This is a genomic window from Flavobacterium poyangense (assembly GCF_011751075.1).
Taxonomy (GTDB): domain Bacteria; phylum Bacteroidota; class Bacteroidia; order Flavobacteriales; family Flavobacteriaceae; genus Flavobacterium; species Flavobacterium poyangense.
The window spans coordinates 23,014-37,786 of the sequence record NZ_JAALLN010000016.1 but is presented as its reverse complement, the minus strand read 5'-3'; the positions used below and the strand labels follow the sequence as shown (position 1 = coordinate 37,786).

The 14,773-nt window shown below is 32.3% G+C and carries 12 protein-coding genes; 7 read left to right on the top strand and 5 right to left on the bottom strand.

Features of this window, described 5'->3' with window-relative positions:
* Nucleotides 1-11 precede the first annotated feature (11 nt).
* Nucleotides 12-779, top strand: a complete 768-nt coding sequence (locus tag G3A47_RS18520) for a sulfite exporter TauE/SafE family protein (RefSeq protein WP_166925075.1) — start codon at nt 12-14, stop codon at nt 777-779.
* A gap of 132 nt (nt 780-911) precedes the next feature.
* On the opposite strand, the gene G3A47_RS18515 is transcribed toward G3A47_RS18520, so the two are convergent.
* Nucleotides 912-3,620 carry a T9SS type A sorting domain-containing protein gene (locus tag G3A47_RS18515; protein ID WP_166925066.1) on the bottom strand — a complete coding sequence of 903 codons (2,709 nt, stop codon included), beginning with the start codon at nt 3,618-3,620 and terminating at the stop codon, nt 912-914.
* 361 nt (nt 3,621-3,981) lie between these two features.
* Here G3A47_RS18515 and G3A47_RS18510 point away from each other — a divergent pair, with 361 nt between their 5' ends.
* Both G3A47_RS18510 and G3A47_RS18505 read left to right on the top strand, forming a co-directional pair.
* Nucleotides 3,982-6,318, top strand: coding sequence for an ATP-dependent helicase (locus G3A47_RS18510; RefSeq protein WP_166925057.1), 2,337 nt, complete (start codon nt 3,982-3,984; stop codon nt 6,316-6,318).
* A gap of 87 nt (nt 6,319-6,405) precedes the next feature.
* Nucleotides 6,406-7,026: an L-threonylcarbamoyladenylate synthase gene (locus tag G3A47_RS18505; protein WP_131426238.1), complete on the top strand. Its 621-nt coding sequence runs from the start codon at nt 6,406-6,408 to the stop codon at nt 7,024-7,026.
* Nucleotides 7,027-7,414: 388 nt separating this feature from the next.
* Here G3A47_RS18505 and G3A47_RS18500 read toward each other — a convergent pair whose 3' ends face one another.
* Genes G3A47_RS18500 through G3A47_RS18490 form a run of 3 tightly spaced genes read right to left on the bottom strand, consistent with a single transcriptional unit; the run spans nt 7,415 to nt 9,770 of the window.
* A complete protein-coding gene (locus G3A47_RS18500) occupies nt 7,415-8,248 on the bottom strand; it encodes an OmpA/MotB family protein (protein WP_166925055.1) in 834 nt (277 codons plus the stop codon).
* A 32-nt stretch (nt 8,249-8,280) separates the two neighbouring features.
* Complete coding sequence (locus G3A47_RS18495) at nt 8,281-9,300, bottom strand: glycosyltransferase family 2 protein (RefSeq protein WP_166925053.1); 1,020 nt, start codon at nt 9,298-9,300, stop codon at nt 8,281-8,283.
* Nucleotides 9,301-9,320: 20 nt separating this feature from the next.
* Entirely contained in the window at nt 9,321-9,770 is a 450-nt protein-coding gene (locus tag G3A47_RS18490) for a type I restriction enzyme HsdR N-terminal domain-containing protein (RefSeq protein WP_166925051.1), read from the bottom strand.
* An 88-nt stretch (nt 9,771-9,858) separates the two neighbouring features.
* Between G3A47_RS18490 and holA the strand changes: the two genes are divergently transcribed.
* From holA to G3A47_RS18475, 3 genes are all read left to right on the top strand, one after another.
* Nucleotides 9,859-10,863, top strand: a complete 1,005-nt coding sequence (holA, locus tag G3A47_RS18485; RefSeq protein ID WP_166925049.1) for a DNA polymerase III subunit delta — start codon at nt 9,859-9,861, stop codon at nt 10,861-10,863.
* Nucleotides 10,864-10,941: 78 nt separating this feature from the next.
* Nucleotides 10,942-11,118 carry a CAL67264 family membrane protein gene (locus tag G3A47_RS18480; RefSeq protein ID WP_243860511.1) on the top strand — a complete coding sequence of 59 codons (177 nt, stop codon included), beginning with the start codon at nt 10,942-10,944 and terminating at the stop codon, nt 11,116-11,118.
* Nucleotides 11,119-11,531: 413 nt separating this feature from the next.
* Nucleotides 11,532-12,221 carry a hypothetical protein gene (locus tag G3A47_RS18475; protein WP_166925045.1) on the top strand — a complete coding sequence of 230 codons (690 nt, stop codon included), beginning with the start codon at nt 11,532-11,534 and terminating at the stop codon, nt 12,219-12,221.
* 14 nt (nt 12,222-12,235) lie between these two features.
* Here the strand turns inward: G3A47_RS18475 and G3A47_RS18470 are convergent, their stop codons facing one another.
* Nucleotides 12,236-12,832 (bottom strand): recombinase family protein, encoded by a 597-nt coding sequence (locus G3A47_RS18470; protein WP_166925043.1) that lies wholly within the window; start codon nt 12,830-12,832, stop codon nt 12,236-12,238.
* A gap of 434 nt (nt 12,833-13,266) precedes the next feature.
* Between G3A47_RS18470 and drt3a the strand changes: the two genes are divergently transcribed.
* On the top strand, nt 13,267-14,772 hold the full coding sequence (gene drt3a / locus G3A47_RS18465) for an antiviral reverse transcriptase Drt3a (protein WP_166925041.1): 1,506 nt from the start codon (nt 13,267-13,269) through the stop codon (nt 14,770-14,772).
* Nucleotide 14,773 lies beyond the last annotated feature (1 nt).

Sequence of the window (14,773 nt, the reverse complement as noted above, 5' to 3'; positions counted from 1 at the left end):
ACCCAACAGAAATGGAATCTTACATCATTATTTTACTTTGTTTAGCCGCTTTTGCCGCGGGATTTATCGACGCCATTGTTGGAGGAGGAGGGCTGATTCAGACTCCGATGGGTTTAATTTTATTGCCTAATTTATCGGTATCTACTGTAATCGGAACTTTAAAGATTCCGGCTTTTAGCGGAACAGCTGTTGCTGCTTTTCAATATTTAAAAAACGTTGTCATTCAGTGGCGTTTATTAATAATCATGATGTGTTTGGCAGTTCCGTCAGCATTTTTGGGTTCAACTATTCTGACTCTTGTGAGTAATGATTTTATGAAACCGCTTTTACTGATCGTATTATCGTTATTGTTTATTTATACCTATGTAAAGAAAAATTTTGGTCAGCACGTTGCCAAAGACCATTCTCCGGTAACTCAAATCATGTATGCTGTTGGAATAAGTATAATTATTGGTTTCTATGACGGATTTATCGGCCCCGGGACAGGGAGCTTTCTGGTAGTGGCTTTTATAGCGCTTTTAGGCTTTGATTTTCTTCACGCTTCCGCGAATGCCAAAATGGTAAATCTGGCCACAAATTTTGGTTCAATTTGCCTGTTTATGATAAAAGGAAAAATCATTTGGACCATTGCAATTCCAATGGCAATTTGCAATGGAATAGGGGGTTGGGCCGGTGCTAAACTGGCTATCAATAAAGGAAACGGATTTATTAGAATCTTTTTCCTCGTTGTGGTTATCGGAACGCTGATCCGATTTGCTTACGATGTATTTTATAAGTAAAGATGCTAAGATAAATAAGGCTCTGAGTTTCTAAGTTTTTAATCTTAGTTACTCAGAGCCTTTCAAAATCTCCTATCCAAAACTATAATTTCAGTAAATTACTCCGAAACCTTTTTGTTTTAAGGTTAAGTTTTAGTTTTTGATGACTTTAGTGGTTCCCTTTTTGTTTCCGGAATAAACGCTAACAAAATACAAACCTGCTTTTAAACTTGTGAAATCTATCTTAACATTGTTTTCGTTAAATGTCTTGCTAAACTGAAGTTGTCCCAAAATATTATAAACCTGTACTTCTTTAATTTCTTCTGTATTTGAAATCGTATAAAAATCTTTTACAGGATTCGGATAGGTTACCAAATTAGGAAGTTCATTCTCTTTTAACCCAAGAGTAGCGGAATATACCGTTATAGGTAGCCTGTAGCTGCTTTCTGCACCATTAATACTTTGCGAAGCATAATAAGTCGTTCCGTTTACAAGAAGGGTTGTTGAAGGTAAAATGGTCTCAGAATCAACATTCCCTTTGTTCGTCATTTTGTTATTAATACCGCAATTACTTTGAGCTGTATACCATTTTATATCAGTTCCGGCAACTTTAAGATCTGCCAAAGTTTGTCCCTTTGTAAAAGGTTGGTAGATTTCGCCCGCAGGATTTGAGCCAGAAGCACTACTTGATGTTTTATAGCGAACCAAACCTCCTTTAGCTGCACCTTCGATTTCTTCAAAATATCCATAAAATATCAGATCTTCGCAATTTTGAATGTCAAAGTTATAGGCACATTTATATACAGTTGTATTCAGTAATGTTCCTTCTGAACTAAGAGTTAATTTTGAAGTAGTACTTGTCGAATAAGTAGAGAAAAACAGATTAATTTGCCCATTTTGATAATAGTTAAAACGATCATACTTATTATCATACGTTTTAGCTATTGAATACGGAGCAAAGGATGTATCCGTAGAACCATCCAGATTTATTCTCGTGATTTTTTGATCGATAATAGCCAGCAATTTACCATCCTTCAACTCCTTAACATTGTAATAAGGTATAAATCCGGATTTAAAAGTAGCGTCTTTTGTCCCATCTGCGTTAAATCTTATAGCTGCCTCATAACCGTAGACATTATTTTCTCTGTAAAAAGAGATTAGGATTTTTTTATTCGATAGCTCCGTAACACTTACAGGTTTTTGATTGAATGCTCCATTAAAACCAGTGTCAATAGATCCATCCGAATTAAGTCGAAGAATTGAATTTACATTGGTTTTATACTCTCCGGCTTTAACAAAAATACCGCTGCTTCCCATCAATAAAATTTTCCCGTTTTCTAAAAGTTTAACATCCGTAATTCTGCTGCTGTAATCCTGAAAATTAAAACCGGTATCTAAACTACCATCACTATTCAATCGAATTAAACTTTTAAAGTTACCATTTATTGCGATGGCATTATTATGAACTAACAGAATCTTCCCATCAAGTTGCGGTACTACGATATAGCCGTTTTGAGAGCTTTGGGCATATATTTTAACTGTTGGATCTAACTTAAAAGTGGAGTCAAATTCACCATTTTGATCGATACGGCACATATTACTGACCGGCTTATCGCTGTAGGTCGTAAAATCTCCAACTAGAAGCACTTTTTGATCCAATAGCACTTTTGATGCAAATTCATACCCAATATTAGAATCCCATTCGTCAAAATACAAATTTGGACCTGCATGCGGATTAAAAGTCATATCAAGGCTTCCATCTGTATTAATTCTATGAATTTCAGATCTTGTAATTCCCTGACTGTCTTTAAAATCAGCACTAATAATCATTTTATCCCCTTGAAAGTAAAACCTTCCCTTATTAAGCAAAGATACTTTATTCTCGTATTTAAAAGTAGGATCTATAGCTCCATCAGTGTTCAAACGAATAAACTTACTGCTATTTAGGTTCAGTATAATTTTGTTATCTTTCTGCAAATAAACTTTATCGACATTTTCACTTCGACTGTCTAATGATTTAAATGTAGTATCTCTAGTACCGTCGGCATTCAATCTCACAATATAGTACGCAACGGTTTTACCGTTTTCTACATAATTGCATCCCACGACAATTACTTTTCCGTCAGGTTGTACCGCAATGTCATTAATTGAACTGTTATTTGCAGTCTCGAAACCATTGGTTACAAAATATTGCTTAGGATCTACTGTGGCAATTACCTTAAAACTAGTATCCAATTTTCCGTCAGCAAGATATCTTGTTGGAGTTGATCTGCTTACTGCAACATATTTTCCATCATTTTGTATCACAATTTTTTTACCCGCAGATTTCCATTTAAAAGTTCGGTCAACACTTCCATCCGCATTTAAGCGCACAAAACCTACTGCGTAGACATCATTAAAAGTATCAAATGCACCATAAATAATAACTTTACCGTCATCTTGGTAAATTATATCATTTACCCGATAAGTATCAGGATTAGTATTTTTTATAGTTGTAATTGTAAAAGCAGAATTAAGCGTTCCATCCGGATGAAATGCCTTTAATTTCCCATCGTAAGTAAGCGTTAAAAAACCACCATCCGATTTCGCAAATATTCGAGTTTCGGTTCCTGAGAAAGAATCTTTAGTATTAAAAGCTCTGTCCGGGCTTCCGTCTGCATTTAAAAGTAATACATTATATTCAACAACCCCTTTTTTGTAACACGTTAGTATTTTATTGTTTGGAAGTACAACTCCGCCCATTCCAATATTTTGCTGAAAAACCCCATTGTCTTTTACATTAAAAGTAGGATCCGGCTCCGGGTTTTGAGCCAATAATTTTAAACTTAAGAATAATAGTAATAATAAGTAGAATTTCTTCATAGACATGTTTTTTTATTTGCGATAAAATTAGAGTTTTATTCCAATTTATCTGATTATTTTTTCTAAAGTTTTAACATTTTTTCAACCCTTTTCAGAAACACTGGCCACCAATTGCACGAATTATCACGAATTATTTTTTTAGACCAAGAAATAATCGATTTGATTCTTTTAATCTGTGACAAACTAAAAAGAAGCGGACACAGATTTCACTGATTCAATGATTTTTTTTCGAATTCAATAATCAAATTCAATTTATAAGAAATAAAGTTTTTTCTTCACTTAGTCACTCAATATCTTAGAAACTTAGTTCCTTTCTTTTTCCATCTTTAATTCTTATTTTTGCATAAACAGAAAAAAATTCATGCAAAATTATATTGACCAGCTAAACGAAGCGCAACGACAACCCGTTCTACAAAAAGACGGGCCAATGATCATTATTGCTGGTGCAGGTTCAGGAAAAACCCGTGTTCTAACGATCAGGATTGCTTATCTGATGCATCAGGGGATTGATGCTTTTAATATTTTGTCTTTGACTTTTACGAACAAAGCAGCTCGTGAAATGAAACACAGAATCTCTGATATTGTAGGATCTTCCGAAGCAAAAAATCTTTGGATGGGAACATTTCACTCTATTTTTGCGCGTATTCTTCGTGCCGAATCAGATCATTTGGGATACCCTTCAAATTTTACGATCTATGACTCGCAGGACTCTGCAAGGCTGATTTCATCGATCATTAAGGAGATGCAATTGGATCGTGATGTCTATAAACCAAAGCAAGTTTTAGGTAGAATTTCAAACTATAAAAACAGTTTGATTACGGTAAAAGCATATTTTAATGATCCGGAATTGCAAGAAGCCGATGCCATGGCTAAAAGACCAAGACTAGGAGAAATTTACCAGCAATATGTAGAAAGGTGTTTCAAAGCAGGAGCAATGGATTTTGATGATTTGTTATTGAAAACTAATGAGCTATTAACTCGTTTTCCTGAAGTTCTGGCGAAATATCAAAACCGTTTTCGATACATTTTGGTTGATGAGTACCAGGATACCAATCACTCTCAATATCTTATTGTTAGGGCATTATCAGACAAGTTTCAGAATATTTGTGTGGTTGGAGATGATGCGCAGAGTATATATGCTTTCCGTGGAGCAAACATCAATAACATTCTGAATTTCCAAAAGGATTACGAAGGTGTAAAAATGTTCCGTTTGGAACAAAATTATCGTTCCACCCGAAATATTGTGGAAGCGGCAAATACCATCATTGACAAAAATAAAACCAAACTGGATAAAATTGTTTGGACGGCAAATGATTTTGGACCAAAGATAAAAGTACACCGAAGTTTAACAGATGCCGAAGAAGGTCGTTTTGTTGCCAGTACGATTTTCGAACAAAAAATGCAGAATCAGTTGCACAATGGTTCGTTCGCGATTCTATATCGTACCAATGCCCAATCACGTGCTATGGAGGATGCTTTAAGAAAGCGAGATATTCCATACAGAATTTATGGCGGTTTGTCTTTCTACCAACGCAAAGAAATCAAGGATGTTTTGTGTTATTTGAGATTGGTTATTAATCCTAAAGATGAAGAGGCATTGATTCGTGTGATCAATTACCCGGCTCGTGGAATTGGAGACACTACAGTTGAAAAATTAACCATTGCAGCCAATCATTACAAAAGATCGATTTGGGAAGTAATGGTCAATATCGATAAAATCGATTTGAAACTGAATGCCGGTACAAAAAACAAACTGAAAGATTTTGTGACCATGATTCAGAGTTTTCAGGTGATTGATCAAAATCAGGATGCTTTTTATATCACAGATCACGTAGCCAAAAAAACAGGTTTGGTTCAGGAGCTTAAAAAAGATGCTACTCCGGAAGGAATGGCGAAAATTCAAAATATAGAAGAACTTTTAAATGGTATAAAAGACTTCACAGAAGGCCAAAGAGAGATTGACGGTGCAAGAGGAGCCTTGTCAGAATTTATGCAGGATGTTGCTCTTGCTACAGATCTGGATAACGATACAACCGATGAAGATCGTGTAGCTTTAATGACCATTCACTTAGCAAAAGGACTGGAATTCCCTCATGTTTTTGCGGTAGGAATGGAAGAAGATTTGTTCCCGAGTGCGATGAGTATGAGTACCAGAAGTGAACTCGAAGAAGAACGACGTTTGTTTTATGTAGCCTTAACGCGTGCTGAGCACCAAGCTTACTTGACTTACGCACAATCGCGTTACCGTTGGGGAAAACTTACCGATAGCGAACCTTCGAGATTCATTGAAGAAATTGATCCGCAATACCTGGAGTATTTAACACCTGCAGAAACCAGTTACCGCTACAAACCGGCGATTGACAGTGATATTTTCGGAGATATTGACAAGTCGAAATTGCGATTAGCAAAACCCATTGGCAGTGCGCCACCTAAACAGCATACGAATAATGATCCCAGAATGGATTCAAATATTCGCAAATTAAAACCGGTCGCAGGAACAAATCCAAATAATAGTGCTCCGAATCTGTTTGATAATAAGCTAACAATCGGAAATGTCGTAATGCACGAGCGTTTCGGAAAAGGAGAAGTAATCAATTTGGAAGGAGTAGGGCCGGATAAAAAAGCCGAAATCAAGTTTGAAGTAGGCGGAATCAAGAAATTGTTATTAAGATTTGCTAAATTAGATGTTGTAGGGTAACAAAAAAATGTTTCAAGTTTCAGGTTTCAGGTTTTTCGCAACGAAACTCAAACTTGAAACTTGAAACAAAAAAAAACAAAAATTAAGATGGCAGAATTTATAAAAATATACCCAGATAAACCAAGTGAAGCTGCAATTGCCAAAGTGGTAAAAGTGCTTCAGAATGGTGGTTTGGTCATTTATCCAACTGATACTGTTTATGGATTAGGTTGTGATATTACCAATTCCCGTGCATTAGAAAAGATAGCGAAAATAAAAGGAGTAAAACTCGAGAAAGCAAATTTCTCATTTATTTGCCACGATTTAAGCAATCTTTCAGACTACGTGAGACAGATTGATACCTCGACATTTAAAATCCTGAAACGTGCCTTGCCGGGGCCTTATACTTTTATCTTACCCGGAAATAATAATTTACCAAAAGAGTTTAAAAAGAAAACCACGGTAGGTATTCGTGTACCGGATAACAATATTGTATTAGAAATTGTAAGGCAGTTAGGCAACCCAATTGTTTCTACTTCTATCCGTGATGAAGACGATGTAATTGAATACACCACAGACCCTGAACTTATTTTTGAGAAATGGCAAAATCTGGTAGACCTTGTTATCGATGGCGGATATGGTGACAATGTTGGCTCAACTATTATCGATTTATCTGAACACGAACCTGTTATTGTTAGGGAAGGAAAAGGAGATATAGATATTTTATAAAACAATTGTTTTACGGTGCAAAAAAGAAGTATCTAATTCCTTTTTACTGAATTTAACATCCGTTTCTGTTTTTAACTGTTTTTTTCACAAAGCCAATTGCTATAGCAGCGTCCAAAAAACAACGCTAAAACAATTAAATACAGAAATAAAAAAATCATATACAGTTATAAATTACATCCCCACAGGTGCTTTTGTAAAAAAAAACTTAAAACGCATCGTATTTTAAAAATAATAACTAACTTTAATATCAGTTAAAATTTAGTTAGTTAATTAAAAATAATGCTATTCTTGATTTATATTTAATTGGTTATTAAACAAAGTTAAGAATACATAAAAGCAGGTCGTCAGACCTGCTTTTTCTGTTTTAAAACGATATGGAAACAAAGAATTATTTCTGTTGTTTTTTCATTTCTTTTTCAATCATATCATAGAATTGATCGATTTTTGGCATCACCACAATACGAGTTCTTCTGTTACGAGATTTGTTCTCAGGGCTGTCATTTGCTACCAATGGCACATATGAACTTCTACCTGCAGCAATTAATTTCGCCGGATTCACACCTAAATCATTTGTTAATACACGTACGATAGAAGTAGAACGTTTCACACTTAAATCCCAGTTGTCTAAGATAATTCCGTTGCTTTTGTAAGGAACATCATCTGTGTGACCTTCAACCATACATTCAAAGTCCGGTTTGTCATTTACAACTTTAGCCACTTTAGCTAAAACTGATTTTGCTTTATCACTTACGTCATAACTACCGCTTTTGAATAATAATTTATCTGCAATAGAGATAAATACAACTCCTTTTTCAACATTGATTTCGATATCCGGATCGTTGATTCCAACCGCTCCTTTTAAGCTTGTTACTAAAGCCAACGTTACACTGTCTTTTTTAGTTAATGCATCTTGAAGTCTTGATATTTTTAAATCTTTCTCTTTTAAACTTTCTAATGATTTTTCAAGATTTTCAGCTCCTTTTGTCGTTAATACAGTCAAATCTTTTGAACTGTTAATTAAATCCTGATTATGTGCTTTATAACTTTCAGCTGTAGCAGCCAAGCCTGCTTTTTCTTCCAAACACGAATTAAGTTTTACAGTACAAGAATTTAATAAGTCCTGAATCTCCTTGTTTTTAGCCTCCAAAGCAGCATATTGTTTCTTTGAAACGCACGATGTTAAAGCCATTAGTACCGATAGTGCAATTACTATTTTTCTCATAATTTTAATTTAATTAGACGTTATTTACAAATTTAGTTTTTAATATATTGATTTCTGTTAAAGATTTCTTTAAATAATGTCAATTTTTCTACGTAATACAAGTAAACGATACTTTTAATGTTATAGTATTGTTGTAGTCGAAAATCTTTTCTTTTTCTTTTATACTCAAAAAACAGGCCATAAAAAGAAAAATGTGCTTTTAAAATAGCAGCTGTATGCCCAAACTTTCCTTGAAGAAAAAAACGAACTCCTGCAATTCCGTCCAAAACCATTCGAATGAAAAGAATTGACAACAAACCTTTCTTTGGCAGGTTTTTCACAAGCATTAGCAATGAATTTCTAAAATTCAGATACGTTTTTCTTGGATTGCCCTGTTGTAAAGTCGCACCTCCCACATGATACACTATTGATTGCGAATTGTACTTAATAACATGCCCTTCATTTAAAGCACGCCAGCACAAATCTATTTCTTCCTGATGCGCAAAAAAAGTTTCATCAAAACCTTCTAATTCATGATAAACACTGCTTCTTATAAAAAAACAAGCCCCGGAAGCCCACGATAATTCGCAATTGTCATCATACTGACCATTGTCTTTTTCAATGGTTTCAAAAATACGTCCACGACAGTACGGATATCCGTATTTATCAATAAAACCACCTGCTGCACCGGCATACTCGAAGTACTCCTTATTTTTAAAATCAAGAATTTTAGGTTGAATTATGGCTGTCTCCTTTTCTGTGTCAAATGTTTCAATAATAGGTTTTAGCCAGTTTTCCGTTACTTCGATATCAGAATTAACTAAAGCGTATAATTCCGCATCAATATGTTGTAAAGCATCATTATATCCTTTTGCAAAACCATGATTGCCATTATTTTGGACAATCTTTATGGTTGGGAAATTTTCTTTGATGAAATTTATTGAATGGTCCGTTGAAGCATTATCCGCAACATAAATAGTGGCTCCTGCCGAAAATTGAACTACAGAGGGTAAAAATTGCTCTAACAATTTTACTCCATTCCAATTTAAAATGACGACTGCTATTTTATCCAAAGGTATTTTTTTATAGTTTATTAAATTTGTTTGTAATCCGGGAGCGATGGTAAAAACGTATATTTTTCGTTTTCAAAGTCCATTTGACAATAATAATGATTCAGACCGTTCGTAACATTCAAAAACCGTGCCTCCATTGTCATATTGTAACGAGCAATCTGGTCAAAAGTTGCTTGCGAAATTTTTACTTCCGGTGCTTTGCACTCTACTAATATATGTATAGAACCATCAGAATTAAAGACAACAACATCATAACGCTTTCGCAATCCATTCACCATCAATACCTTTTCTACATTTATAAGTGATTTAGGGTATTTTTTTTCATTGATCAGAAAATGAACCACATGCTGACGCACCCATTCTTCGGGAGTAAGAATGATGAATTTTTTCCTGATTTCATCAAAAATAGACACTTTATTTTCGCTATTTTTGAATCGGAAAGTATAAGTAGGGAAATTTAATCTTTGCATAAAACAAAAATATAAAATAGTTTCAGGTTTCAGGTTTAAAGTTGCAATAACTTGAAAGCTGAAACCTGAAACTTGTAGCAGAAAACATATGGATGAAGTTGTAAAAATTGTAAATGATATAAAAGCCGGAAATATTAAGCCAATTTATTTTTTAATGGGGGAAGAGCCTTATTATATTGATAAGTTAGCCGAGTACATGGAACAAAATTTACTTGCAGAAGAGGAGAAGGGATTCAACCAGACTGTTTTATACGGAAGAGATGTTTCTGTAGAAGATATTGTTTCAACCGCTAAACGATACCCAATGATGGCAGATCGTCAGGTTGTTATCGTAAAGGAAGCACAGGATTTATCCAGAAATATTGACAAAATAGAATCTTACGTAGGTAATCCGATGGAATCAACGGTATTGGTTTTTTGCTATAAATACAAAACACTTGATAAACGTAAAAAAGTAACCAAATTATTAGCGCAAAAAGGAGTTGTTTTCGAAAGCAAAAAATTATACGAAAACCAGGTTGGTGACTGGATCAAAAGGGTTTTAGCAGGAAAAAAATATACAATTGATCCTAAAGCCAATGCTATGCTGGTCGAATTTTTAGGTACCGATTTGAGCAAAATCAATAATGAATTAGAGAAATTACAAATCATTTTACCGCAAGGTACCGTAATTACACCACAACATATTGAAGAAAATATTGGTTTTAGTAAAGATTACAATGTTTTCGAATTAAGAAAGGCAATCGGAGAACGCAATCAGATTAAAGCTTATAAGATCGCAGAAAATTTTGCTCACAACCCCAAAGAATACCCACTGGTGATGACAACCGGATTGGTTTTTGGCTTTTTTATACAGCTTTTAAAATATCACGGACTTAAGGATAAAAACCCTAAAAATGTAGCTACCGCTATTGGAGTAAATCCTTATTTCTTAAAGGAATACGATCTTGCAATAAAAAATTACCCGATGCGAAAAGTGAGTCAGATAGTAGGAGCATTGCGCGATATTGATGTAAAAAGCAAAGGTGTTGGAGCCAATGCGCTTTCCCAATCGGATTTGTTAAAAGAAATGCTTTACAAAATATTTAATTAAGCCGTGAAAATTCACGATATTTGCATTTCCAAAAATATAATATATAATCTAGATTAAAAAATATTCACAATTATGGGAATGAATAAAAATACTGTTTTAGGATGGGCAACTTTTATAATGGTACTTATGGGATTGCTACTAATAGGTCTTGGCGCTTTTAGATATAGTGATGTTTCAGGCTGGGGATTTGGCGCCGTAGGTGTTGGTTTCTTTGCTAATGCATGGGTTTTTAACGCTTTAAAAGGAAGGGTTTAAACTTGTCCTATGGCAATGGCAAAATTCAATTCAACCGCAAAAATCAATTGTGATAAATAGTTTATACAAATAGAATAATTCAAATAAAACATAATAGAGATGTCAGACGATAAGAAAGTAATTTGTATTTTTTAATATATTGTTTTTCATATGATTATGTTTTTATTGATTAAAAAGTGGGAACATTGATTGAAAAAGTGGGAATATTTTTTTTGAATAAAATAAAAGCCATTACAAAACTGTAATGGCTTTTATTTTACAATTATTGAAACTAATAATCTACTCTTGATTCGATTTATTTGGTATCTTTTTAAAATTTCGTGGCAAGAAAAAAAGACTTGACAAATATTAAACATACATTTATTAATTATTTGACGCATATTGTAATTAGTTAAAACTAAACCAAATTATTTATGAATGATTATTTAGCAGATATTTCTTCAGTGGGTTCTTCTATTGTTTCAGGAATCGTTTCTGGTTTAATAGCCTCATTTATATTCTATTTATATCAAAAGAAGAAGGAGAAGGAAGAAAAGTTAATAGTTGATATTTCTCCGAACTTAAAATCAGTTCCAAATAATATATTAGATTACGTTAGACCTGGACTCTCAATTGAAAAAATGAGGGAAATATTAGGTGTTCCTAACTATATTTATGATAAGGAATATTATGAAGAAAATTTAATATTGATAAACAAATATGAATATCGATTTAAAAATTTATTCATAACTATTGTATCTGAAGATGGTATATCAATTGATTCGGTTGATGCATTTACTCGGGAATATATGGACTTTAATGTTGAATTTAGTATTAATCCGTCAGATAAGGAAGGTAGAGGAATCATAGGGAAGGAGCTGATCAAGTCTGAATTAATAGGAGGTACTTTTAAAATCGAAAGCGCTTCTGTAGATAGAGTGCCTATGCATAAAATTATTACATATCATGGACGATATGGGCATTTTAATCAATATTCATTTTTTTGTTATTCTGTGATTAATCTGGAGGAAGATATTTTGAAAAACATAGACAATCCAGATGAATTGATAGGAAAAACAATTCTTGGTTTTCGGATGAGTAGAAATGAAGATTTCATTTTTTAAAAGTTAGTGATATTTTATATTTCAGTTAATGTTTTTCTAATCTTTACAACTGTGTTATTTGATAAGTTGGTTATTGAGGCGAGTTTTCTAATTGAATAGTTTTCATCTTTTATTAATTCTAAATGTGATTGATTGTACTTAGATAAAAATTGTTCAGTTGTTTCATTTGTATTCATTTGGCGCCCTTTGTAAGTTCCTTTTGCTTTCGCTATTAAAATTCCTTCTCTTTGTCTTTCCAACAAAGAACTTCTTTCCATTTCAGCTACATTACTCAATACATCCGTAATCATTTTGAATATGCTATTAGGTTTGTTTTCAATCATAGAGTATAAACCAATATTTTCTACATAGACATTTATGTTAAGGTTATTTAGTGTGTTTAAGGTTGTTTGAATATCATAAGCATTACGTCCTAATCTATCAATAGAATGAACGTGTAAAGTTTCGACTTTTTTGGCTGATATATCGTTCAATAATTTAATTGCGCTTGGACGCTCGTTAAATGGAATAGAACCGGAACATTTATCAATATAAGTTTTGTGTGTAGTGTTTTCTTGTCTTAAAGTTGATTGGTCGTTTGTGCTAGCTCTAATATATTTTGCGATTTTCATTATTCTTTGCTTTTTGATTAAAACAAAGATAAGGAACCTTTTTAGTTGTACCTAATTTAGGGTTGTTATTTTTGATACTATAAAAAGTCAATAAAACCGAATAAAGTTCCGTGTTAATGGTAACCTGATATAAGTATAGTTTAATTTTGATACAAGTTTGAATGATATATATATTATTGGTTTTAGAATTATGTTTTTAAATTAAATATATTTTAAGAAGTTATAATTTTTTGCATCGATTTTCTGCTTAGACACCCTTAAGTTTTATTATAAAAGCCATAGGAATTTATTTATATTAAAAAAGTATATTTGTTAAAAGTAAAAAACTACAAATAAGTTAAAGGACACTTTTTTACAAAAGAGAAAGCAAGAATAAAGCATCACAAAAGTTTCTCTTTGAAATATTTTTTTAAGATTTTTTAAATATTTTAACTATGCTTGACCAATCTTTCTCTTATGAGAATTTCCGTATTATACTTGATGTTGAAAACAGAAAAGGCAGATATTTAGAGGATGAAAAATTCTTTAAAACGGATGATATATTTCAAGATTCTAGACTAATAACTGATAAAATTATAGATATTAACAAAGTAATCAATGAAGAATATGAGCGACTTAAAAAGATTAGTTCAAAAACTTCAGAAGACTTTGAAAAATATGATGAATTATTAAGTCAAAAAGAAAAACTTAAAGATGAAAGAGAAGAATTAAGACTTGGGATATTATCTTTATTAAGCGAGAAAACGAATAGTGATGATTATAGAATTCAAATAACTAAAGGTCAAATAAAGTTTGAAAGCCAATTATACGTTGTCGAAGATAAGCCAGAACATTATTTTGTTCTTAAACAATTACAAAGAAATATTTATAAAACATTTAAAGTTAAACAAGCTGATAGAAAAAGTATTATCTCTCAATTAAAAATACTTTTTGACGATGGGTTTCCTAAAGTAATTATTCGAACAGATATTAAAAGTTTTTATGAAACCATACCTCATAAACAACTTTTGTCCAAAATAGAGGAAAATAGTTTACTTAGTTATCCATCCAAACGAATAATTAGGGATATTTTAAACCAGTATTGGAAAATATTAATTACTGATGGAGTAAAAAAAGTTACAGATGAAAGAGTTGGCATCCCAAGAGGAATTGGAATAAGCGCATATCTTTCTGAGCTTTATATGAGAGATTTTGACAGAAAAATATCTACCTATGATGATGTAACATATTTTTCCAGATATGTTGATGATATAATTATAATAATTACTCCAAAAATAAGAAACGAAAATATTTCAACTTCAAAATATAGAAATGAAATAAAATCTATTTTATTTAAGACTTTAAGTTTAAATCTGAACTTAGAGAAAACATTTTCAATTGATTTAAGAAAAGAAAAAAAAGAAAGAAAGAGTTCTATCAAATACATTTTGACTTACTTGGGATATCAATTTATTATTGGTTATGAAAAAAAGAATGAAACAAGAGAGGGTAAAAAAAAGGAATGGGTAGAGAAACTACCTCTTAAGATTTTAATGTCTGAAAACAAACTAGAAAGGTATACGAATAAAATTACTACTGCTTTTGAAAGTTTTGAATTAGAAAAAATTAAATATGCTGGCAGAGAAAATAGTATAAACAGACTTTTGCTTTTAAGAATAAAATTTTTAACTAATAATTTTCAATTGTTTAGGAGAAAGAAAAATGTTTTTGTAGGAATCTATTTTTCAAACGAGTTTCTAAATGCAAATGAGGATTTAAAAAGTTTAGATAAAATATTAAGAGAAGAAATTAGGAAAATTGACACTCCAAATAATGCTAAATTAGTTGAAAAATTAAGAAAATTATCATTCGAAAAAGGTTTTACCGAAAAACGTTTTCTAAATTTCAACTTTAAATCTTTTCAGAATAGTAAAGTATTAGGGATTTGGAAAAAATTATAAC